This is a genomic window from Lysinibacillus sp. DFXJR4, assembly GCF_057196045.1.
The window spans coordinates 970,291-995,268 of record NZ_JBXUNW010000001.1; the positions used below are offsets into that span (position 1 = coordinate 970,291).

Below are 24,978 nucleotides of genomic sequence, written 5' to 3' on the forward strand. Positions count from 1 at the left end.
AGCCTAAAATCTTTGCATCCTGCGAAAACGGCTAACTGACCTGCATCGGTAAAAACGCCACGTCCTGTGCCATTACCGAAATGACCGACATAATGTCGGATCTCGTGCAGGTCTAGGCACAATTCAAAATCCGGAAGCAATGTTTATCTGTAGCGAAAGCAAAGCGGCAGATGTTTTTTGCGCGAAAGCGTAGCGGCAGCGGTAGCTACAATTACGCCAAGGCGAAATTGATTTGCTTTTAACTTCACATAAGTAAATCAAGACTAATTCTTTACAATATACTATTTTAATATTTGGATAATTTAGTATAAAAATTAGAGAAAATAGGTGTAAAACCAAGAGAACTTTGATTTTTTACATATTTATATTACGACAGCATCACTAACCTAATGAATGAGAGGTAAGGACCTAATATAGACTTACAACAAATTTTTACAGAGTTAAATAAAATTTCATGAAGGTGAAATTACTATGCAAATATTAGATATAATAACAGTGATTACATTTTTAGTTACTCTTGGTTTCATTTTTTGGAGACCAAGAAATATGAATGAAGCTATTCCTGCCTTGGTCGGTGCAATTATTGTAATTCTTTGTGGAAGTGTAACCATGACAGATCTCTTCACAATTATAAAAACTATCAGTGATGCTGCGATTACCATTATGGCTACAATTGTCATGGCAATTGTATTAGAAAGCTTTGGGTTCTTTAACTGGGTTGCAGAGCTACTTGCTGAAAAAGCAAATGGATCTGGTATTCGATTATTCTGGTATGTCAATCTCCTATGCTTTCTCATGACACTCTTCGTTAATAATGACGGTAGCATTTTAATCGCAATACCAATATTAATTATGTTATTAAACAATATGGGATTAGAAAATCACCAAAAGATTCCATATTTACTTTCCGGAGGATTAATTGCAACAGCATCCAGTGCTCCAATCGGGGTAAGTAACATCGTAAATCTAATTGCATTAAAAATTGTCGATATGAGCTTGTATTCACATACTGCGATGATGTTTGTTCCTGCAACACTCGGTTTATTACTACTAGTTGGCTTACTGTTTTTATATTTCAAAAAGAATATACCTAAAACTGTTCCTACAAATGTAACTGGGATGTCACTTCCTTCCTATCATCCACTTAAACAAATTGCTTTAGGAGATTCGAAGCAAAAGCGTACTAGGTTCATGCTATTCGTACTTCTATTTGTACTTGGCGTTAGGCTGAGTCTGTTCTTCGCATCGTTTTTAGGAATTCCAATTTCCGTTATGGCAGTAATTGGATCCCTTGTTCTTTTAGGATGGAGATGGGCTTATTTGAAAATACCTCCAGGTGATATGCTGAAAAAAACACCTTGGTATATTATCGTTTTTGCATTTGGTATGTATGTCATTATCTATGGTCTCAATAATATTGGCTTAACGGAATGGTTAATTAAATTTATGCGTCCGCTGGTTTCCGAAAACCTACTCAATACAAGCGTCTTAATGGGTGTTCTACTCTCAGTACTATCCAATATTTTCAATAACCATCCAGCGCTTATGGTTGGAACTATTACGTTAACCAATATGGGGCTTGATCCTATTTCCCTGAAAGTTGCTTATTTAGCAAATATTATTGGAAGTGATATAGGTGCACTGTTACTTCCTATGGGTACCCTTGCAACGCTAATGTGGATGCACATCATAAGGAAAGGTAAGGTAAAAATTACATTGTGGGAATACATTAAAGTTACTATCATCGTTATTCCACCTACAGTCATCTTTACGTTAGTCATTTTATATTATTGGGTAACATGGCTCTTTTATTAATGAGACCTAGATTTATTATTGATTATCCGAGAAAATTGTTCTAACATAGTGACAGTTTATTTATTATTAATCAAAGATAAATCAGTTATTAATTGAGAGAAATAACCATTTTAATTTGTAAACCAACGAGTACTTTAGAATCAGCTTTTAAAGTTTTTACAATTGTAGTAAAAAGGTGACTTTTTAATCATGCATTAGGTGCTGTGAGAGTCTGCGGTTTTTGTAGACTCTCTTCTACAGGGCTTCAACTCACTCTATACCATAGACTGCTGTCTTTTTTATGGTAAAGATTTTTTTATTTCAGTTAATCATCTTCATTAAATTACTTTTAAGAAGATGTTCTCAAAATAACATGATTTGTTACCCAGGTATAACAATACAAATGAGGAAAAGATACTTTCGAAAGTTCTTCAAAATCTTTAAGGATTTTTATGAAGACTTTAATCAACTCACACATTCTTATCCACACGCTTGCCTAGCTTTTATTAGCCCCCTTCAACCCCAAGAAAGCTTTATATGCAATATTCTGCATTATACAAAATTGGAGGCTATATTCTAAAACATTGATACATCAACGGTTCATCCGTCTTCTATGTTCCCTTTGCACCCATTCCATATTTTCTAAAATTGAATATCTAAGAAAAAACATAATGTTTGAAAAAAATTATTTTTGAAAGCCAAATTCCATCTATGCAGGTCTAATAGATAGAGGAGGTGAGCAAGTGCAGGAAATTCTCATACAACGAGCGAAAAAGGGCGATGCTGAGGCGTTCGCACAGCTATTTTCACAGTTTGAAATTGATTTATATAAAATGGCCTATGTATACGTGGGCAATGAGGTAGATGCACTGGATGTCGTGCAGGAGGTAGCTTACCGAAGTTTTAAATACATACACTCTTTGCAAAGTTCGTTTCATATAAAAACTTGGTTGATAAGGTTTGCTATTAATTGTGCAACAGATTTACTAAAAAAACGGGGACAATTCCTGCCATTTGAAATGGAGGAACTAGAGCAAGGTGAAGAGCCGCATGAGGAACTTCCTCAAAAATGGGTGATGGAGGATATCATAACAAGTCTTTCAAAAGAGGAAAAAGACGTGATATTACTTCGATTTTACAATGATTATACATTACTTCAAGTGTCGCAGGCTTTGCAGCTAAAATTAGGAACTACAAAAACAATCTTGTATCGTGCATTAAAAAAACTAAAACAAGCGCTGGAACAGGAGGGGTAAGAATGAGCGATTTTAAAAAGCAGATGGATCAAATTGATATTCCCAAATCGTTGCATAAGCGTAGTCTACAAGGAATCGAACAGGCAAGGAAAGAGCAGCAAAAGTCTCAGCGTTGGCTACCAAAAATAATAACGATTGCAGTGACACTTGCCGCAGGGGGCTTTATTGCATTGAGCATAGAGCAGGGAGGGACAAACAATCATCAGGCAAGTACAACCTTGGTTCAAGAGCAATTTTCTTCCTATATATATTGGGGAATAACTATTTTATGTATATCGATAATATTGTTAATAACTAAAAGAAAAATAGGATCAGGAGCTGATAAAGTAAAAACGCTTGGCGTTGCAGCAATATTGATTTTATTACTCGGAAACAGTGCACTATTTTTACAACATCAATTAGTTAACCCTTTAGTTATTCCAACATCAATAGAGGTAAATAAAGATGAACAAAATGGTTTTGAGATACGTTATATAACGAATCATAATGACCATCGCTATGTAAAATTTCTACAGGCTGATGATGTAATCCTACCAATAGCTTATTTTACATCAAAGCAAGACAATCTTATTAATGGATTTTATTATCCATACGATACCTACCAATCATTACGTTATCAGTATATTCGTGACGCATATTTTCAAGCCGATTTATCAGAGATTGAAAAAATTATGGCAAGTAAGAATGTATATCTTATTCTAAGTGATGATGCAAAAATAAAGGCTCCCCTTTCTCTAAATATTTATCAAAATGACAAGGGGGTACCTCATCAAAGCTTTAGTGCTTCTAGAGACCAAGATGAGCATGTGATTTCCTTTATACTTGAGCAGGATGCTGTATTTGATGATTTTTATGTTCCATCCTTATTAGAAAACCAAATCATCTTAAAGGAATTTATAGTTAATAATCAACCGTTTACTTCGAAAAATTTTCCGATTTCATTGAAAAAAGGTCAACGTATTGAACTGATTATTCAGTTTAAGGATTCTCCTTTTGATATGAATGCTTCAGTAGGTTTAAGTGGGCCAGATGGTTACTTATTAACAAAAGTATTTTCCCAAGTCTACTTTACAGAAAGTATGGTGAAAAAGGTGCGTGAAATGAATGAATGAAACAAAGGAACATGTTAAACTTTTACAATGGTTTGCCATAGCTTTATTTTTACAATTGCTTTACCTCAATAGTTTTAAGTATATCAATATTCTTCAAGATATATTGGTTTATGGGGCATATTTAAAGAGTCTTTCATATTGTAAAAAGGTTACACCAATTAAAAAATACATTGTTATAGCTATTGTTTTAGCATTAGTAAGTAATTTTTTTTCCCCGCAGCTGTTGTTCTATTGGAGTACTGTTTTCATTGCAGGGATAGATTTACTGATTATTATGGAGTTTGGCAAAATATTAGTTTCTTTAGAACAGCGCTATGATGCTCATGGTCCTACTGCCCGTGTGCTAAAAAAATATGTCATAGTTGTATTTGCTGTTATTGTAGGTTGGACAATGTTAAGCAATTTACCAAGAGACTGGCAGATAGGATTGTTGGTGCTAGGGGCATTTCTTTTATTTGTGGTGAATATCCGTCTATTCTTCCATGTTTTATCTTTAAGAAAGCATGTAAAGAAAAAATCTTTTGTTGTTACATATTTGTAAAAATGACTGACCATTCATTTTGTGTTACACTCTTTTTACAGAAAGCCAAAGGGGGAAAATGGATGTTTAAACGAGAGAAAAGTATAGAAATTCAACAGAATCAGGATGTTCAATGTGCGCAAGGTAAAGTTGCAGTACAGGGCATTGGCATGAGTGTTTATAGTTTTTTCGTGGATGGTTTACTTATTGATGCAGGCTCATACTCACTATCACAGGAGTTTCAATCCTTCTTTTCAGAGATACCGATTGAGCAATTAGCATTAACACATTCCCATGAGGATCATGCAGGAAATGCAGCATGGATTCAGCAGTATAAGAAGGCCCCTATTTTTGTTCATCGTGATTCCGTGCAAATTTGTGCCGAAGATGGAGAGTATCCACTTTATCGTCAGGCACTATGGGGAGAACGACCTGCGTTTGTTGCTCAACCACTAGGTGACTCCTTACAATCAAGATCAGCAATATGGGATGTCATTGAAACTCCTGGGCATACAACCGATCATGTTTCGTTTTACAATCGAGAAACCGGCGCCATGTTCACAGGTGATTTATTTATACAGACAAAAACCAAGGTTGTTCTGGATGAAGAAAACATTGTACATACCTTGGCATCATTAAAGAAGCTATTAAACTATGATTTCGAGGCAATATATTGCTGCCATGCAGGCTATATTGCGGATGGTCGATCGAAAATTCTAAATAAAATCGCTTATTTAGAGGACATGGAAGGGCGAGTTAAGCAACTATTTAATCAAGGTTATACAGTGGAAGAAATCACTAAATCTATCTTCCCTCGCGAATATCCAATTACAAAAGTATCTGGGGAGCAGTGGTCTTCCAAGCATATCATTACCGCTTTTATACAGCAGTTTAAGCAAGAGTCCTTTACATAGGGCTCTTTTTTTAATGGAGAAAAAAAGCTCTCAACCCTAGAAAGCGCTCGGGTTCAAGAGAGGGTAGCTCAGGTGATGGCGAAAAGCGCTCGGGTTTAAGATAGAACTGCTCAGGTGCAGTCGAAAAGCGCTCGGGTTCAAGGGAAAATCGCTCAGGTACCATCGAAAAGCGCTCAGGTACCATCGAAAAGCGCTCAGGTACCATCGAAAAGCGCTCGGGTCCAAGAGAAAGTCGCTCAGGTATCACCGAAAAGCGCTCGGGTTCAAGAGAAAGTCGCTCAGGTCCCACCGAAAAGCGCTCAAATCCAAAAGAAAACTGCTCAGGTCCCACCGAAAATTGCCCTTATTCCCATAAAAGCCACTCAAATCCATGCCACTCTTCTAAATTTAAAACAGAATACTTAAAAAAGAATAATAAAAAAGTTTGTGAAAAAATGTGGAGAAAATGTGACAAAACCAGATTTCGTAATGGATGCGCTTACATAAGTTTGTGAAAAATTTCTCATTTACATAAGAAAAATACTATGTGAATAGTTGAACAGGTTTAATCGCGGTATAAATACATTTAATAAAAAGGTACCTCACACATTAATTATTTAAAAATAATTGATTGTGAAATTGATAACAAGATTAAATAGTGTGACAAATGATAGTAAGTCTTTCTGTTTCAAAGAAATTTCAAAATTGACAGAAAATTTCGTTGACTATATTTTCACAAAGTATTATGATTCTGAAATATAATAAAAATTCACAGGGAAAAGGTTGGGATAGAATGGATGTTATGAAAAAGGCGTTAGAAATGCATGCACACTATAATGGAAAATTAGAGGTTATTTCAAAGGTGCCTGTACAGGATTCCTATGATCTAAGTTTGGCGTATTCTCCAGGAGTTGCTGCACCATGCGTAGAGATTGAGAGAAATCCTTCACTTGTTTACGACTATACAATGAAGGGGAATATGGTAGCGATTGTGTCAGATGGGACGGCGGTTTTAGGGTTAGGGGACATTGGTCCAAAGGCAGCATTACCAGTAATGGAAGGGAAGGCAATTTTATTAAAGCGTTTTGCCAATGTTGATGCTTTTCCTATATGTTTAGATACGAAAAATACGGATGAAATCGTCAGCATTGTGAAGGCGCTTGCTCCAACCTTTGGTGCTGTTAACTTAGAAGATATTTCGGCACCAAGATGTTTTGAAATTGAGGATCGTCTACGTCAAGAATGTGAAATTCCGGTGTTCCACGATGATCAGCATGGAACGGCCATTGTTGTAGGAGCAGGGATGATTAATGCCAACCGAATTGTAAAGAAAGATGTGGCCACAATGAAGGTTGTTATTAACGGTGCAGGGGCAGCGGGCATTGCTATTTTGCGTATTCTTGTGCAAATGGGCTATAAAAATATTTATATGTGTGATACAAAAGGAATTATTTATGAAGGGCGCATTGAAGGCATGAATCCAATTAAGGAAACGGTTGCTCATTTAACGAATCCTCAAAAAATACATGGTACTTTGGATGATGCATTGGTTGATGCAGATGTCTTTATAGGTGTATCTGTTGCTAACTTGTTAACAGAAGCCCATATTAATTCAATGAATGATGATCCAGTGGTATTTGCACTAGCGAATCCAAATCCAGAAATTACGTATGAAAATGCGAAGGCGTGGGGTGTACGTGTTATGGGAACAGGACGCTCTGATTATCCAAACCAAATTAACAATGTACTTGCTTTCCCTGGGATTTTCAGAGGAGCCTTAGATGTACGTGCAACAGATATTAATGAGGCAATGAAGCTAGCTGCAGTAGAGGCAATTGCATCTCTTGTAAGTGATGAGGATATACATGAAGAATATATCGTCCCAAAATCCTTAGACGATCGTGTTGTTGAAACAGTATCACGTGCAGTAAGTGGTGCTGCTGTAGAATCTGGCGTATCTGAGCTATTCCAACAAAATACAGTGCTTACTGTGTAACAACTTTAAAGCAGATGTAGGAAAACAATACGTTTTTCACATCTGTTTTTTGCATTTGTGGAATATGCGTAGAACTCGCTCGAAAAATGTTGTTATTTGTCTTTTGATGTAATAAAATATGAGTATATTGTAATAATTTATAGTTATGTTTTGAAAGTATAAAATATTTATTTATTTTAAAGTTTAATGAAAAATAGGTCTTTAGTCTTTTGATAAGGAGAGTGGTTTATTAATATGAAATTCAAATCTATTAAAACAAAACTAATTGCTTTTTCTTTACTTCTTTTAATGATTCCTTTAATTGTTTTAGGCTTTTTCAGCTATCAACAAAGTAAGACCAATCTGGAAATGGTTGGGAAAGAAAACTTGAAAAATAGTGTGGAAATGACAATAGTGATGATTGAGCAATTAAATAAAGAGGTGCAGGCAGGGAAAATACCGTTAACAGAAGCGCAAGAAAAAGTGAAAGTAGCAATTTTGGGTGAGAAAGATGCCGAAGGAAAGCGGCCAATAAATAAAAACATCAAATTAGGTGAAAACGGTTATATTTTTATTGTTGACCAAGAGGGAAAATCAATTGCCCATCCCAGTATAGAAGGCTCAAATGTGTGGGAAGAGCAGGATAGTAATGGCGTAAAATATATTCAAGATGCAATTAAAGTTGGGAATAAAGGTGGAGGCTTTGTTACATATGACTGGAAAATGCCCGATTCAGAGAAACTAGAGCAGAAAGAAATATATGCCGAAACAGAACCGAATTGGGGTTGGACGATTAGTGCTAGTACATATTTAATCGAATTTAATAAACCAGCAGATAGTATTTTAACAATAACATTAGTGGTTATCGGTATTGCAATTGTTGTTGGTATTTTCGTAATTTGGATGTACGCAAGTAGCATGACTAGGCCTATTAATCGAGTAGCTGAAGCGATGGAACTTTTTGCAGAAGGAGATTTATCTCAAGAGCTGATGACAATTAAATCCAAAGATGAGATTGGAAAATTAGCGAGTGCCATGAATCAAATGCAACTAAAGCTAAAGGATATGATTCATCATATTTATCAAGCTTCAGATATGATTAACCATTCCAGTCAAGAATTAACGCAATCTGCAACAGAAGTAAAGGTGGGAACCGAGCAGGTAGCAATAACGATGCATGAATTGGCATCTGGTGCAGAGGGACAAGCTCACCATGCCAATGAACTAACATCATTGATGGAACGTTTCACCTCAGATTTATTGGAAACGAATCGACATGGTGGACACATACACCAATCTTCTGTTGAGGTGTTGGCACTAACCGATGAGGGAAATCAATTGATGGCGACTTCTAATAATCAGATGGTTAAAATAGATAGCATTGTGCAAAACGCTGTGGTGAGAGTAAAAAAACTTGATGCTCAAGCGCAAGAAATTTCAAAATTAGTCGTTGTTATTAAAGATATTGCGGATCAAACTAATTTATTAGCGTTAAATGCTGCAATTGAAGCAGCAAGAGCTGGTGAGCATGGAAAAGGATTTGCAGTGGTTGCAGATGAGGTTAGAAAATTAGCAGAGCAAGTAGCGTTTTCCGTGAATGATATTACAGGTATTGTCACAAATATTCAGCAAGATTTTGATGTTGTAACATCTTCTTTAGAGGGTGGTTACCAAGAGGTACAAGCTGGAACAAATCAAATAAAAGCTACAAGTGAAACGTTTAACACAATCAGTGAATCCATCAATGAAGTAGTTGAAAGTGTTAAATTAATCTCAATAAATTTATCGGCTGTATCAGAAGATGGTCAAAAAATGAATAGCGCTATACAGGAAATTGCTGCAGTAGCAGAGGAATCAGCGGCTGGTGTTGAGCAAACAACTGCGACAACAGAGCAGACAAGTAGTTCGATGGAAGAAATGACAGGAAAATCTGAACAATTATCGGAATTAGCCTTAAAATTGAAGGGCTTAGTTTCACAATTTAAACTTTAAAGCAAAAATCCCCCACTCTCAATAGAGAGGGGGGATTTTTTTACATCATGCCAACACCAATGATGCCAATCAGGATGATAAAGAAAAGTACAAAGAAAATGACAAATAAAATAATTGATGGAATTAAAATTGTAAAGAAGGCCATCCAATTTGAGATTTGATGTGCCTCTGCCACAGCGCCTACACTAATCACGAATGACCAAATGAAAACCACAAACGACACTAACGTTGTTGGCCAGAAAATCCAAGGAAGGGTGCCTATGAAATTTGGATCCATTAAGGACTCAGGTGAAGTGAATAGCCAAACAATATAAAATGGAATAAGAACAATAAAAGGTATGGCTGTTAGGCTCAAGCTTCTGAATAAATCAGAGATTGTACCAGTTCCTTTGAAAAGCTTACCAAATAACCATGTTAAAAGGGCAGAGAATCCTGTTCCAATAATACCTGCAATGGGCGCGAAAATCACACATAATAACAACAGTATCCAAGGAGAAAAATCTGGAATGAATTCTTGATCGATTAGCCCTGATAGTAACGAACCAATATAACCAATGGAAAGAATCAGAATGGCATAGCCAGTTGTTTTTTCGTCAATCATATAACGGGCTGTTTGCTTTGGATGCAGCCAAACAGATAGAAATGGATTAAGTTTCGGCCTTTCCTGTTGTGTGTCATTATAATTTTCCATTAAACTACCTCCAAATAAATTAATAATATACTTCATACAAATGAGAGCGATAAAACTTGAAATATATGATTCTATACAATATACGGATGGATTGGTGAAAAGTTTCGTCTAATAAAAAAAATTGTTCAGAAGTACGGAAATACTTACTGAACAAATTAAAATGCGATATGAACATCCCCTCCAATTTGAAGGAAATAAATGACTAGTCAGCTAGCATAATTTTTTCAAGCTCTAACGGCTCAATGTATTGTTCGCCTTTGTAAGCGCGCATATTGCCACCAGAAATTTCATCAATTAATAAAATTTCATTGGTTTTTGCATCACGGCCAAATTCTAATTTAATATCATAAAGTGTTAATTCCTTTTTTGCAAGCTCAGCAGCAACAAATTTAGCAATTTCAATTGTACGTTGCTTTAAAATAGCATATTCTTCGTGTGTTAACAGGTTTAACATAGCTAAAGCATCTTCAGAAATAGGAGGATCAAGTCGATCGTCATCTTTTATTGTTACTTCTACAAAGGAATCTAAATCTTGTCCTTCCTGTGCGTAAGCGCCATAGCGACGTAAGAAAGAACCAACAGCTTTAAAGCGGCAAATAACCTCTAAGCCTTTCCCAAAAACCGTTGCAGGCTTTACAGTCATTGTGGCATCGTTAAAATTTGCATCTACGTAGTGAGTTGGAACACCTTGTTCATTTAGCTTTGAGTAGAAATAAGAAGTTAGGCGAAGACCAGCAAGACCAGCACCGTCAATTGTTAATCCTACAGTATTGGCACCTGGATCAAATACGCCATTTTCTCCAGTTACATCATCTTTGAATTTCAATAAGTAATGACCATCTTCTAATTTGAACACATTTTTCGTTTTACCTGTATACAATAATTCCACAAAAAAACCTCCAATATTTCATAGTACCCCATTAGTATAACACGAATATTTTAATAAATTAATATTAAAATCGTTCGTTTAAGTACTTTATTTTTGTGATTATTTCACTTTTATCTACTAAAAAATAAGATGATAACGAATGTTCGTCATCATCTTGAATAAAATAAGAAAATTCCAAATTTAAAGCATGGTTAACTCTTCTAGTATCAGAGCTATTTTAATTTAGTTAAAAAAGAATATTACTAATAAACACCCTCAGAAAGCATACCATTTGCTACTTTGATAAAGCCAGCAATGTTTGCCCCAATTACAAGGTTTCCTGGATAGCCGTATTTTTCAGCTGCTGCTTTACTATCTGCATAAATATCTTTCATAATTTGATGTAATTTCGCATCTACTTTTTCAAATGACCAGAATACACGACTTGAATCTTGTGCCATTTCAAGAGCAGATACAGCAACACCGCCTGCATTTGCAGCCTTTGCAGGTCCGAATAAAACACCTGCATTTAAGAATTCGTTAATCGCTTCAAGGTCAGATGGCATGTTTGCGCCTTCACCAATTGCTTTGACACCATTAGAAATTAATGTACGCGCTGAATCACCGTTAATTTCGTTTTGAGTAGCACATGGAAGCGCAATATCACATGGAATTGACCAAATACCTGTGCAACCTTCAGTAAATGTAGCATTTGGACGGTAGTTTACGTAAGTTGAAATACGGTCACCTTTTACTTCTTTAATTTCCTTAATCGCATCAAGATCTAGACCTTCTGGATCATACACATAGCCTGAAGAATCTGAGCAAGCAACCACTTTCGCACCATATTGTTGTGCTTTTTCAATCGCATAAGTTGATACATTTCCTGAACCAGAAACAATGACTGTTTTACCCTCAAAAGAATCATTTGCATCTTTTAACATTTCCTTAACAAAGTACACAGTTCCGTATCCAGTTGCCTCTTTACGAGCTAAAGAACCACCGTAGCCTGGCGTTTTACCAGTTAACACACCAGATTCGTTTACTTTTGTTAAACGCTTATATTGGCCCCATAAATACCCAACTTCACGAGCACCTACACCGATATCACCAGCAGGAACATCGACATCTGGACCAATATGACGGTATAATTCAGTCATGAATGCTTGACAGAAACGCATGATTTCTGAATCTGATTTACCTTTTGGATCGAAGTTTGAGCCACCTTTACCACCGCCGATTGGTTGGCCTGTTAAAGCATTTTTAAAGATTTGTTCAAAACCTAAAAACTTAATGATTGATTCGTTAACAGAAGGATGGAAACGAAGTCCGCCTTTGTATGGTCCCATTACGTTGCTGTATTGAACACGATAACCACGATTTACTTGTACTTGATTATTATCATCTTGCCAAGCAACACGGAAGGAAATGATACGATCTGGCTCAACGATACGTGATAAAATATTGGCTTTTATATATTCAGGGTGTTGTGCAAATACAGGCACTAATGAAATGAAAATTTCTTCAGCTGCTTGTAAGAACTCCGCTTGATGACTATTTTGTTGTTTTAGTTGCTCGAATACACCATCGACGTATTCTTTTGCTAATTGTTCGTTGCTAACAGTTGTAGTTGTCATAATGAAAACCTCCAATTATTTGATAGGTGTATCGTATATCTATTTTTCACACTATTCAATAAAATACTTTTTCCAACAGTCTAAAGTTTGTGAAAAATTGAGCAAGAGGGGTTGTGAAATTATTATATTGAAATAATTATAGAATGAGTGATTCATCTAATTAAGAGAAGGGATTGATGCCTTATTGTGAAGGTTCTAATTGACGCTGATGCCTGTCCAGTAGTGGATTTAGCGTTATCTATATCATCTGAGTTTGAGATTGAAACTATCTTATTTTGCGATACATCCCACCGTATTGAACGTGATAATGTAATAACAATAATTGTTCCTAAAGGTCCAGATTCGGTTGATTTCACGCTAGTGAATGCGCTTTCAAAACACGATATTGTCATTACACAGGATTATGGTTTAGCAGCAATGGTTTTGGCAAGGGGAGGGTATCCAATTGATCAAAATGGACGGGAAATGTCCAATGAAAATATCGAACGTTTGCTCGAAATGAGACATGTTGGACAGAAAATTAGACGTGCAGGTGGACGAACAAAGGGACCTAAAAAAAGAACACAAGAAAACAATATTTCGTTCAAAATGAAATTTCGACAAATTTGTGAACGAGCAATTTTAGCGAAAAAAATGGAGGAATCTGAAGGTGAAAAATGAACTTAAACACGAACTATTTCATCAATTTCCAATACTAAAAGAACTAGCAAATAAGCATACTGTGCTTTGGGAAAATACAAATTGGCAAAAAGAGGCGACAACCAACCTTTTTTCGATGCAGGAAGTAGATGAAGCGGAAGAAACACTTACACGCTTTTCTTCTTATTTAAAAGTAGCATTCCCAGAGCTTTTGGAAAGTCAAGGATTCATTGAATCGACTATTCAGGATATACCATTGATAAAGAAAGCTCTCGAAAGGAAATTTGATGTTTCAATACCTGGTCAATTTATCTTAAAATGCGATCATGCCTTGCCAATCTCAGGTTCAATTAAGGCTCGTGGAGGTATTTTTGAAGTATTAAGGCATGCAGAGCGACTAGCTATTGCCAGTGGAAAGCTAAAAAAGGAGGATAATTATGTGGTGTTGGGAACGAAGGACTTCCAAGCATTTTTCCAGCAATACACAATTGCAGTTGGCTCTACTGGTAATCTAGGATTAAGCATCGGCATTATGGGCAAGAAACTCGGCTTTAATGTCGTAGTACATATGTCGAGTGACGCAAAGGAATGGAAGAAAGCATTGCTGCGTGAAAAGGGTGCGACTGTCATCGAATATGAGGCTGACTACAGTGTGGCTGTGGAGCAAGGTCGTCGAGAGGCTGATCAAGACCCATTTTGTCATTTTATTGATGATGAAAATTCAAAGGATCTTTTTGCTGGCTATGCGGTGGCAGCAAAAAGACTAAAGCACCAGTTTGAAAAGACGAACATTATAGTAGATGAAACACATCCATTGTTCGTGTATTTACCGTGTGGGGTTGGTGGTGGACCCGGTGGCGTTGCATATGGACTTCGAGAGCTTTTTGGAGAGCATGTGCATATTTTCTTTGCAGAGCCAGTTGCGTCTCCTTGCATGACAATCGGTTTAATGACAGGACTACACGATGCAATCAGTGTAGAGGATATTGGTCTTGACAATAAAACAGAAGCAGATGGTTTAGCTGTTGGTCGTGCATCAAAGTTTGTTGGCAAGGTGATGGAAACGTATATCAGTGGTTGTTACACGGTGACAGATGAACAGTTGTTAACATCACTAGGTTTGACAATGGACAGCGAAGGGATATTTTTGGAGCCATCTGCACATGCTGGGATGTTTGGACCGATACAGTTAATGAAAAACGGGCAAAATTATTTGGAAAAGCATCATTTAACAGACAAAATGGAGCAAGCTACGCATATTGTTTGGGCAACAGGTGGGAGTATGGTGCCAAAAGAGATGCGTGAAGAGTATTTAAAAAAGGTATGAAGGTTGGTTTAATAGCTTCATTTAAAATATATCACCAGGGAGATTGCTGTTAGCAGGAACAACGTTAATTTACAAATTGAGATATCTGTAGCCTTGGTAAAAGGTTGTTCGATTATAATATAGTTTGATAAAAATCACCTCTTTTTCCTAGAGGTGATTTTTGATATTTATGTTTACAAATGAAAGAGTATCACTTGCTTGAAAAGAGAGAGCATAACATAAATATAAAATAGTATTCCCATTCATTTTGTAATTAATATTTTACTTGTAGTTGTTATTTTTACTTCATTATTCAAATCTCGAAAATGAAGCTAACATTGCTACTTGTTGAGTGTACTTTAATGTCATTTTGAATTCATTCCTTTCACAGTAACAACAATTACTTCTTTCTCTCCTACTGAATAGCCTGCAAGCACATTTATGCTAAAAATAAACTATGGTTGTATGTTTATTCATTTTCCATCCTCCTTAAACCTAAAGGTCAGCCTCAAAAGTTGGTGTAATGGAATGTTTAATTACTTGAAAGTGACCTTACGTCATCTTTTATACTGATAAAGAGCAGCATTTACTTTAACACTAATTTAAAAGGGGAATCCTAAGATGAAGAAAGACGATATAATTATTTATGCTTTTGTTATTATTGGAGCTGGAGTAGGTTTATTTTTTAATAATGCTTTTCCAGGGGTGCTAATTGGCTTGGGAATTGGTTATATGTTTAAAATCATGTTTTTTAATAATACAGATGAATAAGAAAGTAGGGTATGGGCTTGTTTCATATTAATGAATTTAAAAAGCTAAGTAGTGTATCAGTTAGAACCTTGAGATATTACGATAAAATTGGACTTTTGAAACCTGTATCAAAAACTGAAGGGGGTCATCGATTATATTCAAATACTGAGTTGAAGAAACTTCAGCAAATACAATTCCTAAAAACTATAGGATTTCAATTAAGCGAGATCAAAATAATGTTAGAATCCGAAGAGTGGGACTGGTCTAATAGTCTAATGACACAACTATCTTATGTGATAAAAGAAAAGGACCGTCTTTCAAAGATAGAAATTAGTTTAAGGGAGCTAATAAACGGTATAGCGATTGATGGAGAAGAATTTAAAATTAAAAAAATCATTGATTTATATAATAATAAGGATGCTAAAGAAGCATTAAATTATAATCTAGTTGAATTAAATATTAAAAACACGGAGGTACTAGAAAAACTTCCTAACATGGCTAGTAGTGATCCAGATTCTTTAGAGTGGATTGCTTTAGTGGGGCAATTAAAGAAATATTTGCACCTTGGTTATAGTCATTCACGAATACAAAATATTATTGAAAGAATGGATGTAAAAAAAGGTGAGGACTTTAATGACGAAGATGTTTTTTTAGATAAGCTTTGGGACATTAGAATGTCACCTGAGGAATCAAAAAAGTATAGCCTATATCCAATTGATCAAGAGGTCCTTACTTTTTTGGAAAAGGCATATATTCATTATCTCGATAATAAATCATAGTTATTTGAACACAGATGGAGGGAAAGATGGGAACTGATATATTAATTTATTTGGGCGGCTTAGCTCTTTTAGATATGTTAAGCCCTACAATTATTGGTGTTACTTTATTTCTGGTTTTAACAGATAATAAAAATTTAACATCAAGATTATTGACATATTTATTTACGGTTGTGCTATTGTATTTTTCCTTAGGTATCATTATGATGTTAGGTCTAAATTTTATTATAGAAGCATTCTCAACTATTTTTCAAAATAAACTATTTAGCTGGGTAATCTTCATCACAGGGGTGATATTATTTACTGCTAGCTTTTTTATTCCCACAAATAAAAAAAGTAATATACCAAAGCCTAAAACACAAAGCTTATTCTCAATTATTATTATTGGTGTGACGACGTTTATCATTGAGGCAGGCATGGCCTTACCATATTTTGCTGCTATTGGTTTATTAACTACAATAGATATACCTTTTTATCAAAGGGTTTCAACTATAGCAATATACAATATTATAATGGTTCTACCAGCTCTGCTTATATTTTTAGGATATAAATCGTTTGGGAAGTTGATAAACCCTACCTTAGTTAAGCTCCGGAATAAAATAGCAAGCAGTTCAAGTTCCGCCCTATCTTGGATTATATGTATAGTTGGAGTAATATTAATATTTTACACTATAGATTATCTATAATTTATGAATGGAATAAGATGATGTATTGTTATTGAGTATTGAATAACACGTTTAACAGAATACTATTTTGAACTTTATGTAGGATAAATATAAAATAAAAAGCCTGGAAATAGAATTCCAGGCTTGATTCTCACTTACTTTAAATGCTCCATGACACACTGCCTCGCTTCCGCAAATGGGTCTTAAAATTTTTAAGACTGTGCTTTAGCTATATTCAGTTCTGAATGGTCCTTCTGAGTTTTCAATCCATCCCACTCATCGGGTTAACCCTCCTAGTCATTGGATTTGAAGTGAAATCTTAAATAGTTTGGGTTAATTATTATTTTCTATACACATTATTGTAAAATTAATTTTTTATAATCTATCGTTGAAGCTGTTTTTGCTGAGCTGCTAAAAAAACTTCGTGAGCAGCGCGTACTCCGGCACCTGGCTCAAAATCATAGGAGAAGTCTTGTAGTGCCGCCTCCATTAATGAAACAGCTTGTAAAATATCGCTTGGGAAGCAATAGCCCATATGACCAAATCTGAAAATCTTCCCTTGTAAGTGGCCAAGTCCACCAGCGAAATCTAAATGATAGCGTTGTTTTAAATGTGTTAAGAATTCACCAAGGTCTATTCCTTTTGGTGCCAAAATTGCTGTAATAGTTGGTGAGGCATATTCATCTTCAGTAAACAGTTCAATAGCTAGTGCCTTCATCGCATTTCGCACCATAGTTTTCATTAATTCATGACGTGCTACGGTTTTATGAAAGCCGCCTTCTTGCTCTATCAGTTTGCATACCTCATGAAGTCCATAGATAAGTGTGATGGTAGGCGTGTTTGGTGTCATCCCTTTTTCTGCCCAGCCACGATAGCTCAATAAATTTAAGTAATAGGATGGTGCTTTATTTTCCTCAATAACTTTCCATGCTCTGTCACTGACGCTGACAAGTGAAAGTCCAGGCGGTAGCATCATAGCCTTTTGAGAGCCTGTAACAAGAATATCAACACCCCACGCGTCCATTTCAGCAGATACTCCACCAATGCAGCTTACCCCATCTACAATGACTAAAGCATCTGTTTCTTCTCGAACAACTTGTGCCAGCTCAGCGACAGGGTTCAAGATACCTGTAGAAGTTTCATTATAGGTTACAAAAACAGCTTTAATCGCTTGCAAGGGCTGTAAAAATGCACGTAGCTCATCCGCTGTACAAGCTTGTCCCCATTCTTTTTCAAGCTTATGTACGTTAAAGCCATATTTTTCACAAATTGAAACAAAATAATCACCAAATGCTCCAACTGTCACAACAACAACGTCTTCACCAGCTGAAACAGTATTCACCGCAGCTGCTTCCAAAGCGGCTGTACCACCTGAAGGAAGTAATAAAATATCTTGTTTTGTCCCGAATACTGGCTTTACTAATTCAGTCGTGTCACGATATAGTTCCACAAATTCTGTGCTTCGATGGCTAAAAATATCCTGATTCATTGCAAGCTGAACCTTTTTTGGAATAGGTGTAGGTCCAGGATGTCTTAAAATATTTTCATACACATTCATCAATCCCCTTTTTTGTAAAATAAGAAATTCTAAATTTTCTAACTATAATATAGCATATTATTTTGCTAGCTAACTCCTTTTTCGAAAAAATAATGGTAGAGAATAGAAAAAGAAATTATTTAAGGAAATATGGTACTATTTAAATAAAAAGGGGATGAGCTTATGAAGGTAAAAGTTCACTTTCCATCTGTATATTTTTTAATTGAACCCAATATAGTTGCTGTTTATAAAATCAAATCACTTGAATATGTCAATTTAACGGATGTAATCAATATAGGTGAATGGGAGGCTTATGAACTACAGCATTCTCATCAATTTGAAGTGTTTAATCATGATAAGAGTAGACCCTCAGAGAATCCTTGGAGTTTCTATCTTGAGCAGGAGGAGCTTTATACTATCGTAGAAATTATAAACGGTGTCATTCAACAGCAACGTTCAGGATCACAGTACGAATCCATAACGCCTTCATCTCAGATGGTTCATATTACTTGCTCAGAATCAGCAGCAGGGTCACTAAGGGTGGCACTTGCTCCCCCAAGACATATTATTGCATTTCCTGATGACCTCTCTATCGGTCCAGTGTATCAGTTAGAAGTCAAGTTAGGGCAAGCTTTCCGTAAAGAATGGCTATTTGAAAATATTAATAATGAGCAGGATGATCATGTTGAATTTAATAAGTTTGTAAATACTATACGTGAAATAGATGATATTCCTGCGCACATACCAATTTACATTTGGGTTGGAAACAATGCGAATGAACATTGTCTTTTACGATTCTTTCTTTATTTATTAAATGACAAAGCAAACGAAATCTATCTAATGCAAACCTCTGAGCACAATAAATATGGAGATACAGGGCATCTTTCATCACTGCAATTAAGCCAGCTCTTTATGAATAGTGAAAACAAGCCTTTAACTGTTCAGGAGAGACGATCTCTTCAAAAAGAATGGGAACATTTATCACAAACGAGGAATGTATTGCGACGATGGGTGAATGGGGAAATAATAAGTGTTTCAGAGGATTATTTTGATGCATTGATTATAAATACGATCGCGAAACTACATAAGAAACAAACAATGAAGGATTTTATTAAGACAGGAACTGTAATTGCAGAATTGATATCTCAGATGGACGAGTGTCCGAATCTCTTCTATTTAGAGTATAGAATTCGATTTTTAGTTTATAATGGAGCCCTTGCATTAAAAGGTATTCCCAAATCTATGAGACATTATAGTGTAAAACTGCGTGATTAATAAAAACCTCTTTTGTCAGGTGACAAAAAGAGGTTTCACTTGTGGCTAGGCAACGAAAGGTCTGTTCATACGCATTAAACCATAAATCATAAAGAATATTCCACCTGTTAAAAGTGTAAGAATAATGTATAGGACAGCTTTCCCAGCTTCGCCAGTCCATCTATAGAATAGACGGTAATTGAAGTACAAAATGAAGCCAGCAGCGCCTAGGGATGCAATTATTCCAAGAAATGGAATAAACGAAACGATAATTAAACCAGCATAAATAAGCGTATTTTTTAAAGCTGCAGCACGGACAGTTTCATTATCAACACCATCTGCAGTTAACAGAAAAAGGCTATAAACATTGATAAGTGGAATCCAAGCAATGTAAGCCATATCACCGAAGCCGTTTGTTTTAGAAGCCATAAAATAAATTAGTGCACTAATAACATATGCAATTAAACCTAATACAAGAGAGGCAATAATAATTAACAAAAGAAATCCGCCAAACGTCGCCGCATCATAATCATTGTAATAATAAGAATCATAGCTCATTGATAAAACCTCCCTTCAAAAAAAATACCCCCTAATCATACCAATCCTAAAATGTTAATTCCATAACAATTTATAGGTAATATTTAGTTGAAATCGTATATTTGCACTAGAATAATTTCCTTGAGTGAGGCTTTTATGATGATTTTTTGAGCGGATACTGAAAAAATTGCAAAAAAAATCCTTGGAAATATTGGTATACTAGTGTTGAAGATTCATTTTTTAAAATTGCAAGGTTAAGGGGGGATTTGCCTGTTACTAGTTGTTATTCTATGTGGATTGCTGTGCATTTATTTCATGAAAAAAAATTATCGTAGGAGTACCTATTATCAGCTGACTAAACATCATATTTTAACCGTTAAATGGAATAAAGGAAGACATGGTGAGTATTTAACTTCAAAAATGATTGAAAAGCATGCATCGAAAAATCATAGGTTATTAGTTAATGTGTATATTCCGAAAAAAAATTCGGATGAGTTAACAGAAATTGACCTACTTTATATTGATCAAACAGACTTATACGTGTTGGAATCAAAAAATTATAGTGGTTGGATTTTTGGAAATGAAGCACACCAGCAATGGACGCAAACAATGCCGAATAGGAAAAAAATATCAATTTCGCCTTGGCGTAATTGCGTCCGGATTTTGAATTGTGCCCGCACAATTCATTCCTTTGAAAATCCGTGACATCCCGCCGGAGGCTTTATCTTCATTTGCTGAATGAAGATAGATTTTTTAATCCAATCCGCCAAAATGCTATACATACCCGAGCTATTCAAGACTTTTTAAAGCTACCAAACAAAGCCATTCATTCAGTTATTGTTTTTGGTGAAAGCTGTACATTGAAAAAGGTGGAGATGACTTCCTCTAATGTACATGTTATAAAACGAGAAGAGTTAAAACGCTTTATCCAAGCTCAACAAAAATCTGCTAGTCCAATTTTTTCTCAAGTAGATATTCAAGCCATTTACAATCAGTTATTACCACAAATGCAAATTTCCAAAGCAATGAAGAAAAAACATATTCGCATGATTCAGCAAAGATATGGAAAGTCTTAGATGAAAAGGAGTTCAAAAAGGAGGGATTATATGCCAATGTATAATAAATTAGTCCGTGATTTAATACCAGAAATAATAGAAGCGAGTGGCAAAAAATGTGTAACAAGAATAGTAGAACAGGAAGAATATTTGGAAGAAATCAAAAAGAAAATGCAAGAGGAGGCTCTAGAATTTAAGGAGTCCGCTTCAAAAAAAGAGGCTATAGAAGAGCTTGCAGATATTTTAGAACTAGTTTACGCGGCCATACATAAGCTTGATGTTTCCTATGAACAATTGGAGCAAATTCGTGCTCAGAAGAAAGAACAACGCGGAGGGTTTTTTAAAGGGATTTATTTGATGAAAGTAGAGGAGTAGGTGAAAGTAACGTGTCACATGATTTAAGGGTCGGTGAAATACAAGAGAAATATATTACAGAGCATGAAATTTGGCAACATCTTAACAATTTCTATTATCGTTCATCTGTCGCGACTTCCTATAAATATGTATTTTTTAAAGCATTACTTGAAAACTTATATAATGTAGAGGATGAATTAACACTTAGCTATGATCAAATTTTTTACTCCTTCACCAATATTTATTGGAATTTAATCATCCATCATCAATTAGCGCAGTCACCCAATAAAAATAAACCAGCTCGTGCTCAAACCATTTTGCAAAAGTATGTAAATGACTATAGCGTTCCTTCAGAATGGCAATTTGATCAACTTGAAGATTCGTTACAGTTGAAAATTGTCCATGATGTCAAACGTGACTGCAAGCAAAATGTGATTGGTGCATTTTACGGCGATACAGCAGGTGTATTCTATGCATTTGATATTAAACGGGCACAATTTCGTTTTAATCGTCCTGTTTATGAGTTTATGAAAAAATATCAGCGTGTCCTTATGAATTTAACAAACTATCATTTGGTAAAATATTTAGAGAAAGTGAATGAAGCAACAAGCACAATGGCTTTGCTTTCCAAGATTGAAGTGATTTCAAAACGTAGTTCATTAGAAACCTTTTACAAGGTGCTTACACAATTTGAACAAAATCGTTGTTTCTACTGTCATTGTGATTTATCATCCAGTCGCCGAAAAACACATGTTGACCATTTTATCCCATGGAGCTTCGTTCAAAATGATAATCTATGGAATCTAGTGTTAGCCTGCAATGCTTGTAATTTACAGAAGAGTGATAAAATTGCCTCTCGCTTCTATTTAGAAACAATGCTTATAAGAAATGATTATTTATCCTCAAACATAAACGAGCCTTTTTACTTTCGTACATATGAAAATACGAAACTGATAGATTTATATGATTACTCCATCATGAATGGATACACAACTTTATGGGAACCAAAGAAGGTTAAGAAAAAGGTATAGAATTCATATTTTAAATGTTTGCTGCTCCACATTTTGAGCTATAATTTTAATGACAAATGAACAAATGGAGGGATGTATATGGCAGATATTAAATATGAAATCATTGAAACACTCGCTGTTTTATCAGAGGGGAATAAGGGCTGGAAGAAGGAATTAAATCTAATTAGCTGGAATGGTAGAGAAGCCAAATTCGATATTCGAGATTGGTCAGAGGATCATACAAAAATGGGGAAGGGTGTTACACTTTCACCCGCTGAAATGAAGATCTTAGCAGAGACACTTACGAAATTATCAACTTCAGACATATAAAAGAAGGAGCCTTGTAGTGCGGGCTCCTTTTCCCATTTTGTTAGTGCGTTTAACGTACTTGAAACCAATCTTCTAAGGAATAATAAAAAAACTACTCTATTTTGCAGTAATGCTAACTTAACGCTATAATGCAGGTGGAATGTTCCAGTGCTATTTGGCTTGATAGAATGAATGCGGATTTTTAGTGATGTCTGTGAAAAAAGTATTTGTCTAAGAGGCTCAAATTTCAAGTTAGTTTTAAATATAATGAATGGAGGGATACATAATGGACAATTTATTTAATCAAATCTCAACTTTGTTAAACATATCAATACCTCAGGAAGTAATAAATGCTTTCGATAATCCAATCTATATGAAACACAAGAATGATTATTTAATACGCTTGTTATCCATTGAAGAAGTAACAGAAATGTATTTATACCTTAATGAAGATGTTAATATTTCAGAGGTTTTACCATTATGGACAGATGATAGTTCCAATTATGTGGGTGTTTACATGTTTGGGCCACAAACAGGCAAAGTTTGCTTTATAAACCATGAGGAAATAGACTTGTCCCCAGTATATCCTAATGTACACACGTTCATAAAAATTCTATCAGAAAATTCTGAAAGTGATTGGTATGAACTTCCAACACATTATCCTCTGTCCAAAGAGCATACTGATGAACTGCAAGTAAAGCAAGATGTACAAGCCATTAAAGAATTGAAGAACCTTCTTAAAAACCCTGAATTAGATGAAGATAAAAGAACTCAATATTTGTTTTCAATTATGGCTATAACTCCTTACACACAATTGGATGAAATAATTCCCCTATTGGAAGACTCGAATATGTGGGTACAAGAGAGAGCTGCTGAAATTCTAGGTTTCCATAGATACTTGCCCGCTAAAGAGAAATTAAATTGGGTTAAAGAACACGGACAATATAACGGGAAAATGGCTGCTGAATTAGCGTTAAAAAGGATAAGAATGGAATTAAAGAGCTCAAACAAAAAGAAGCAATAACATTTTAGATATTTGTTCTTTATTATTTTCTTCAATAAGCTAATCATTGCTATTTAAATGATAACTACAATCTTTGAAACAGAGCCTGTATCGGTACTTGGAAATTATCGATACAGGCTTTTAATTTCAATATCAAGTTGTTGTTATATATTTAACACTATGGATTTTTTTTAAAACTTTTCTTTATATAAATTTCACAATGTCTTTTAAAGCTAGACGAGAGGAGCCATAAGCGGGCACAGCTGCTTTGCCGATAGCGATTAAGACAATTGGAACTAGATGATCTGCTAATTCAAAGTGTTTTGCAAAAGCTTCCTTATTGAAGCCTCCCATTGTAACAGTATCGTAGCCCATGTCTTTGGCTAAAAGCATTATTTGCATAGAAATTAAGCCTGCATCGAAGGTTGCTATGTTTTTTAGAATTTCTTTGGGCAGGTTTGGGTAGAGTTTTAATGAATTTTCTATCATGCTATTTTTTGTTGCCTCGTCCATATAACCCTGCTCGAAGTTTTTGGTATAAATTTCCTCAACATTTTTGTACATCTCCGTATCACCTAATACAGCAATAATAGCAGAGGCAGTTTCAATTTGCTCCTGGTTATTAGCAATCTGACGTAATTCCTTTTTTACAGTTGCATCTTGAATCACTAAAAAGCGCCATGGTTGTAAATTACTTGATGATGGTGCTGTTGTTGCCTCCGTAAGTAATTCCTTCAATTCAGCTTGTGGAATTTTATAATTAGCATCATATTTACGTACCGATTTTCTCTCATGCATTACTTTATTTAAATAACTTTTAGTTATCGTCATTGTTTAAAAAACCCCTTTTTCTATAATGAAATTTACTATACGATAGTTTATTAAAAAATCCAAGTAAACTGCTCGAATTAGAGAGATTTGATTTGCCTATTATTTATCTATAGAAATCATAGTAGAATTTGATTACTTACCCATCATGTAAAAAGTTACAAAAAAAACATATTTATCATAGTGTACTACCTTTATACTATAGATAACTATAGAA

General features: G+C 35.1%; 26 protein-coding genes. 19 read left to right on the forward strand and 7 right to left on the reverse strand.

What is annotated here, in order from left to right:
• Positions 1-471: 471 nt before the first annotated feature.
• The 5 genes from AC2CGN_RS04895 to AC2CGN_RS04915 all read left to right on the forward strand — a co-directional run bounded on the left by AC2CGN_RS04895 (position 472) and on the right by AC2CGN_RS04915 (position 5,596).
• Positions 472-1,815: an arsenic transporter gene (locus tag AC2CGN_RS04895; protein ID WP_429986975.1), complete on the forward strand. Its 1,344-nt coding sequence runs from the start codon at positions 472-474 to the stop codon at positions 1,813-1,815.
• Positions 1,816-2,537: 722 nt separating this feature from the next.
• A complete protein-coding gene (locus AC2CGN_RS04900) occupies positions 2,538-3,050 on the forward strand; it encodes a sigma-70 family RNA polymerase sigma factor (RefSeq protein ID WP_484512470.1) in 513 nt (170 codons plus the stop codon).
• A 2-nt stretch (positions 3,051-3,052) separates the two neighbouring features.
• On the forward strand, positions 3,053-4,162 hold the full coding sequence (locus AC2CGN_RS04905) for a hypothetical protein (protein ID WP_484512472.1): 1,110 nt from the start codon (positions 3,053-3,055) through the stop codon (positions 4,160-4,162).
• Positions 4,155-4,703 (forward strand): hypothetical protein, encoded by a 549-nt coding sequence (locus AC2CGN_RS04910; RefSeq protein WP_429981253.1) that lies wholly within the window; start codon positions 4,155-4,157, stop codon positions 4,701-4,703. The genes AC2CGN_RS04905 and AC2CGN_RS04910 overlap by 8 nt, the downstream gene beginning before the upstream one ends.
• Positions 4,704-4,765: 62 nt before the next feature.
• Positions 4,766-5,596 carry an MBL fold metallo-hydrolase gene (locus tag AC2CGN_RS04915; protein WP_429981254.1) on the forward strand — a complete coding sequence of 277 codons (831 nt, stop codon included), beginning with the start codon at positions 4,766-4,768 and terminating at the stop codon, positions 5,594-5,596.
• 10 nt (positions 5,597-5,606) lie between these two features.
• Here AC2CGN_RS04915 and AC2CGN_RS04920 read toward each other — a convergent pair whose 3' ends face one another.
• On the reverse strand, positions 5,607-5,927 hold the full coding sequence (locus AC2CGN_RS04920) for a hypothetical protein (RefSeq protein WP_484512475.1): 321 nt from the start codon (positions 5,925-5,927) through the stop codon (positions 5,607-5,609).
• Positions 5,928-6,368: 441 nt separating this feature from the next.
• On the opposite strand from AC2CGN_RS04920, the gene AC2CGN_RS04925 reads away from it, so the two are divergent.
• Together AC2CGN_RS04925 and AC2CGN_RS04930 are read left to right on the forward strand one after the other, a co-directional pair.
• Positions 6,369-7,571, forward strand: a complete 1,203-nt coding sequence (locus AC2CGN_RS04925; RefSeq protein ID WP_484512477.1) for an NAD(P)-dependent malic enzyme — start codon at positions 6,369-6,371, stop codon at positions 7,569-7,571.
• 234 nt (positions 7,572-7,805) lie between these two features.
• Positions 7,806-9,542, forward strand: a complete 1,737-nt coding sequence (locus AC2CGN_RS04930; RefSeq protein ID WP_484512479.1) for a methyl-accepting chemotaxis protein — start codon at positions 7,806-7,808, stop codon at positions 9,540-9,542.
• A gap of 40 nt (positions 9,543-9,582) precedes the next feature.
• Here the strand turns inward: AC2CGN_RS04930 and AC2CGN_RS04935 are convergent, their stop codons facing one another.
• The 3 genes from AC2CGN_RS04935 to gdhA all read right to left on the reverse strand — a co-directional run bounded on the left by AC2CGN_RS04935 (position 9,583) and on the right by gdhA (position 12,738).
• Entirely contained in the window at positions 9,583-10,233 is a 651-nt protein-coding gene (locus tag AC2CGN_RS04935) for a Yip1 family protein (protein WP_429984961.1), read from the reverse strand.
• Between the two features lie 202 nt (positions 10,234-10,435).
• The gene (locus AC2CGN_RS04940) at positions 10,436-11,122 is read right to left on the reverse strand and encodes a phosphoribosylaminoimidazolesuccinocarboxamide synthase (RefSeq protein ID WP_429981258.1); all 687 of its coding nucleotides are present in this window, start codon (positions 11,120-11,122) and stop codon (positions 10,436-10,438) included.
• 242 nt (positions 11,123-11,364) lie between these two features.
• Complete coding sequence (gdhA, locus tag AC2CGN_RS04945) at positions 11,365-12,738, reverse strand: NADP-specific glutamate dehydrogenase (protein WP_484512481.1); 1,374 nt, start codon at positions 12,736-12,738, stop codon at positions 11,365-11,367.
• A 186-nt stretch (positions 12,739-12,924) separates the two neighbouring features.
• Here gdhA and AC2CGN_RS04950 point away from each other — a divergent pair, with 186 nt between their 5' ends.
• The 5 genes from AC2CGN_RS04950 (at position 12,925) to AC2CGN_RS04970 (ending at position 16,895) form a co-directional block, all read left to right on the forward strand.
• Entirely contained in the window at positions 12,925-13,398 is a 474-nt protein-coding gene (locus AC2CGN_RS04950) for a YaiI/YqxD family protein (protein WP_286925980.1), read from the forward strand.
• Positions 13,382-14,704, forward strand: a complete 1,323-nt coding sequence (dsdA, locus tag AC2CGN_RS04955; protein WP_484513158.1) for a D-serine ammonia-lyase — start codon at positions 13,382-13,384, stop codon at positions 14,702-14,704. The genes AC2CGN_RS04950 and dsdA overlap by 17 nt, the downstream gene beginning before the upstream one ends.
• 600 nt (positions 14,705-15,304) lie before the next feature.
• Complete coding sequence (locus tag AC2CGN_RS04960; RefSeq protein WP_484512483.1) at positions 15,305-15,454, forward strand: hypothetical protein; 150 nt, start codon at positions 15,305-15,307, stop codon at positions 15,452-15,454.
• Between the two features lie 17 nt (positions 15,455-15,471).
• Positions 15,472-16,212: a MerR family transcriptional regulator gene (locus tag AC2CGN_RS04965; RefSeq protein ID WP_484512485.1), complete on the forward strand. Its 741-nt coding sequence runs from the start codon at positions 15,472-15,474 to the stop codon at positions 16,210-16,212.
• 26 nt (positions 16,213-16,238) lie between these two features.
• Positions 16,239-16,895 (forward strand): GAP family protein, encoded by a 657-nt coding sequence (locus AC2CGN_RS04970; protein WP_484512487.1) that lies wholly within the window; start codon positions 16,239-16,241, stop codon positions 16,893-16,895.
• 361 nt (positions 16,896-17,256) lie between these two features.
• Here the strand turns inward: AC2CGN_RS04970 and AC2CGN_RS04975 are convergent, their stop codons facing one another.
• On the reverse strand, positions 17,257-18,426 hold the full coding sequence (locus AC2CGN_RS04975) for a pyridoxal-phosphate-dependent aminotransferase family protein (protein WP_484512489.1): 1,170 nt from the start codon (positions 18,424-18,426) through the stop codon (positions 17,257-17,259).
• Between the two features lie 168 nt (positions 18,427-18,594).
• On the opposite strand from AC2CGN_RS04975, the gene AC2CGN_RS04980 reads away from it, so the two are divergent.
• Positions 18,595-19,686 (forward strand): DUF1835 domain-containing protein, encoded by a 1,092-nt coding sequence (locus AC2CGN_RS04980; RefSeq protein WP_484512491.1) that lies wholly within the window; start codon positions 18,595-18,597, stop codon positions 19,684-19,686.
• Positions 19,687-19,731: 45 nt separating this feature from the next.
• On the opposite strand, the gene AC2CGN_RS04985 is transcribed toward AC2CGN_RS04980, so the two are convergent.
• Entirely contained in the window at positions 19,732-20,223 is a 492-nt protein-coding gene (locus tag AC2CGN_RS04985; protein ID WP_429981263.1) for a hypothetical protein, read from the reverse strand.
• 294 nt (positions 20,224-20,517) lie between these two features.
• Between AC2CGN_RS04985 and AC2CGN_RS04990 the strand changes: the two genes are divergently transcribed.
• The 6 genes from AC2CGN_RS04990 (at position 20,518) to AC2CGN_RS05015 (ending at position 23,954) form a co-directional block, all read left to right on the forward strand.
• A complete protein-coding gene (locus tag AC2CGN_RS04990) occupies positions 20,518-20,907 on the forward strand; it encodes a nuclease-related domain-containing protein (RefSeq protein WP_484512493.1) in 390 nt (129 codons plus the stop codon).
• Positions 20,908-20,933: 26 nt separating this feature from the next.
• On the forward strand, positions 20,934-21,278 hold the full coding sequence (locus tag AC2CGN_RS04995; RefSeq protein WP_484512495.1) for a nuclease-related domain-containing protein: 345 nt from the start codon (positions 20,934-20,936) through the stop codon (positions 21,276-21,278).
• Between the two features lie 30 nt (positions 21,279-21,308).
• Positions 21,309-21,632 carry a pyrophosphohydrolase domain-containing protein gene (locus AC2CGN_RS05000; protein ID WP_484512497.1) on the forward strand — a complete coding sequence of 108 codons (324 nt, stop codon included), beginning with the start codon at positions 21,309-21,311 and terminating at the stop codon, positions 21,630-21,632.
• An 11-nt stretch (positions 21,633-21,643) separates the two neighbouring features.
• Positions 21,644-22,642 carry an HNH endonuclease signature motif containing protein gene (locus AC2CGN_RS05005; protein ID WP_429986986.1) on the forward strand — a complete coding sequence of 333 codons (999 nt, stop codon included), beginning with the start codon at positions 21,644-21,646 and terminating at the stop codon, positions 22,640-22,642.
• Positions 22,643-22,720: 78 nt separating this feature from the next.
• Positions 22,721-22,951, forward strand: coding sequence for a YdbC family protein (locus AC2CGN_RS05010; protein WP_286925989.1), 231 nt, complete (start codon positions 22,721-22,723; stop codon positions 22,949-22,951).
• Positions 22,952-23,216: 265 nt separating this feature from the next.
• Positions 23,217-23,954: a HEAT repeat domain-containing protein gene (locus tag AC2CGN_RS05015; RefSeq protein ID WP_429981266.1), complete on the forward strand. Its 738-nt coding sequence runs from the start codon at positions 23,217-23,219 to the stop codon at positions 23,952-23,954.
• 183 nt (positions 23,955-24,137) lie between these two features.
• Here AC2CGN_RS05015 and AC2CGN_RS05020 read toward each other — a convergent pair whose 3' ends face one another.
• Complete coding sequence (locus AC2CGN_RS05020) at positions 24,138-24,764, reverse strand: nitroreductase family protein (RefSeq protein ID WP_429990515.1); 627 nt, start codon at positions 24,762-24,764, stop codon at positions 24,138-24,140.
• Positions 24,765-24,978: the final 214 nt, after the last annotated feature.

Coding starts and splice junctions, on each gene's coding strand:
- AC2CGN_RS04910 (WP_429981253.1), top strand. CDS start 4,155: ATGAATGAAACAAAGGAACATGTTAAACTTTTACAATGGTTTGCCATA.
- AC2CGN_RS04980 (WP_484512491.1), top strand. CDS start 18,595: ATGAAGGTAAAAGTTCACTTTCCATCTGTATATTTTTTAATTGAACCC.
- AC2CGN_RS04935 (WP_429984961.1), bottom strand. CDS start 10,233: ATGGAAAATTATAATGACACACAACAGGAAAGGCCGAAACTTAATCCA.
- AC2CGN_RS04970 (WP_484512487.1), top strand. CDS start 16,239: ATGGGAACTGATATATTAATTTATTTGGGCGGCTTAGCTCTTTTAGAT.
- AC2CGN_RS05000 (WP_484512497.1), top strand. CDS start 21,309: ATGCCAATGTATAATAAATTAGTCCGTGATTTAATACCAGAAATAATA.
- AC2CGN_RS04925 (WP_484512477.1), top strand. CDS start 6,369: ATGGATGTTATGAAAAAGGCGTTAGAAATGCATGCACACTATAATGGA.
- AC2CGN_RS04985 (WP_429981263.1), bottom strand. CDS start 20,223: ATGAGCTATGATTCTTATTATTACAATGATTATGATGCGGCGACGTTT.
- AC2CGN_RS04895 (WP_429986975.1), top strand. CDS start 472: ATGCAAATATTAGATATAATAACAGTGATTACATTTTTAGTTACTCTT.
- AC2CGN_RS04915 (WP_429981254.1), top strand. CDS start 4,766: ATGTTTAAACGAGAGAAAAGTATAGAAATTCAACAGAATCAGGATGTT.
- AC2CGN_RS04960 (WP_484512483.1), top strand. CDS start 15,305: ATGAAGAAAGACGATATAATTATTTATGCTTTTGTTATTATTGGAGCT.
- AC2CGN_RS04905 (WP_484512472.1), top strand. CDS start 3,053: ATGAGCGATTTTAAAAAGCAGATGGATCAAATTGATATTCCCAAATCG.
- AC2CGN_RS05020 (WP_429990515.1), bottom strand. CDS start 24,764: ATGACGATAACTAAAAGTTATTTAAATAAAGTAATGCATGAGAGAAAA.
- AC2CGN_RS05010 (WP_286925989.1), top strand. CDS start 22,721: ATGGCAGATATTAAATATGAAATCATTGAAACACTCGCTGTTTTATCA.
- AC2CGN_RS04930 (WP_484512479.1), top strand. CDS start 7,806: ATGAAATTCAAATCTATTAAAACAAAACTAATTGCTTTTTCTTTACTT.
- gdhA (WP_484512481.1), bottom strand. CDS start 12,738: ATGACAACTACAACTGTTAGCAACGAACAATTAGCAAAAGAATACGTC.
- AC2CGN_RS04990 (WP_484512493.1), top strand. CDS start 20,518: ATGAAAAAAAATTATCGTAGGAGTACCTATTATCAGCTGACTAAACAT.
- AC2CGN_RS05015 (WP_429981266.1), top strand. CDS start 23,217: ATGGACAATTTATTTAATCAAATCTCAACTTTGTTAAACATATCAATA.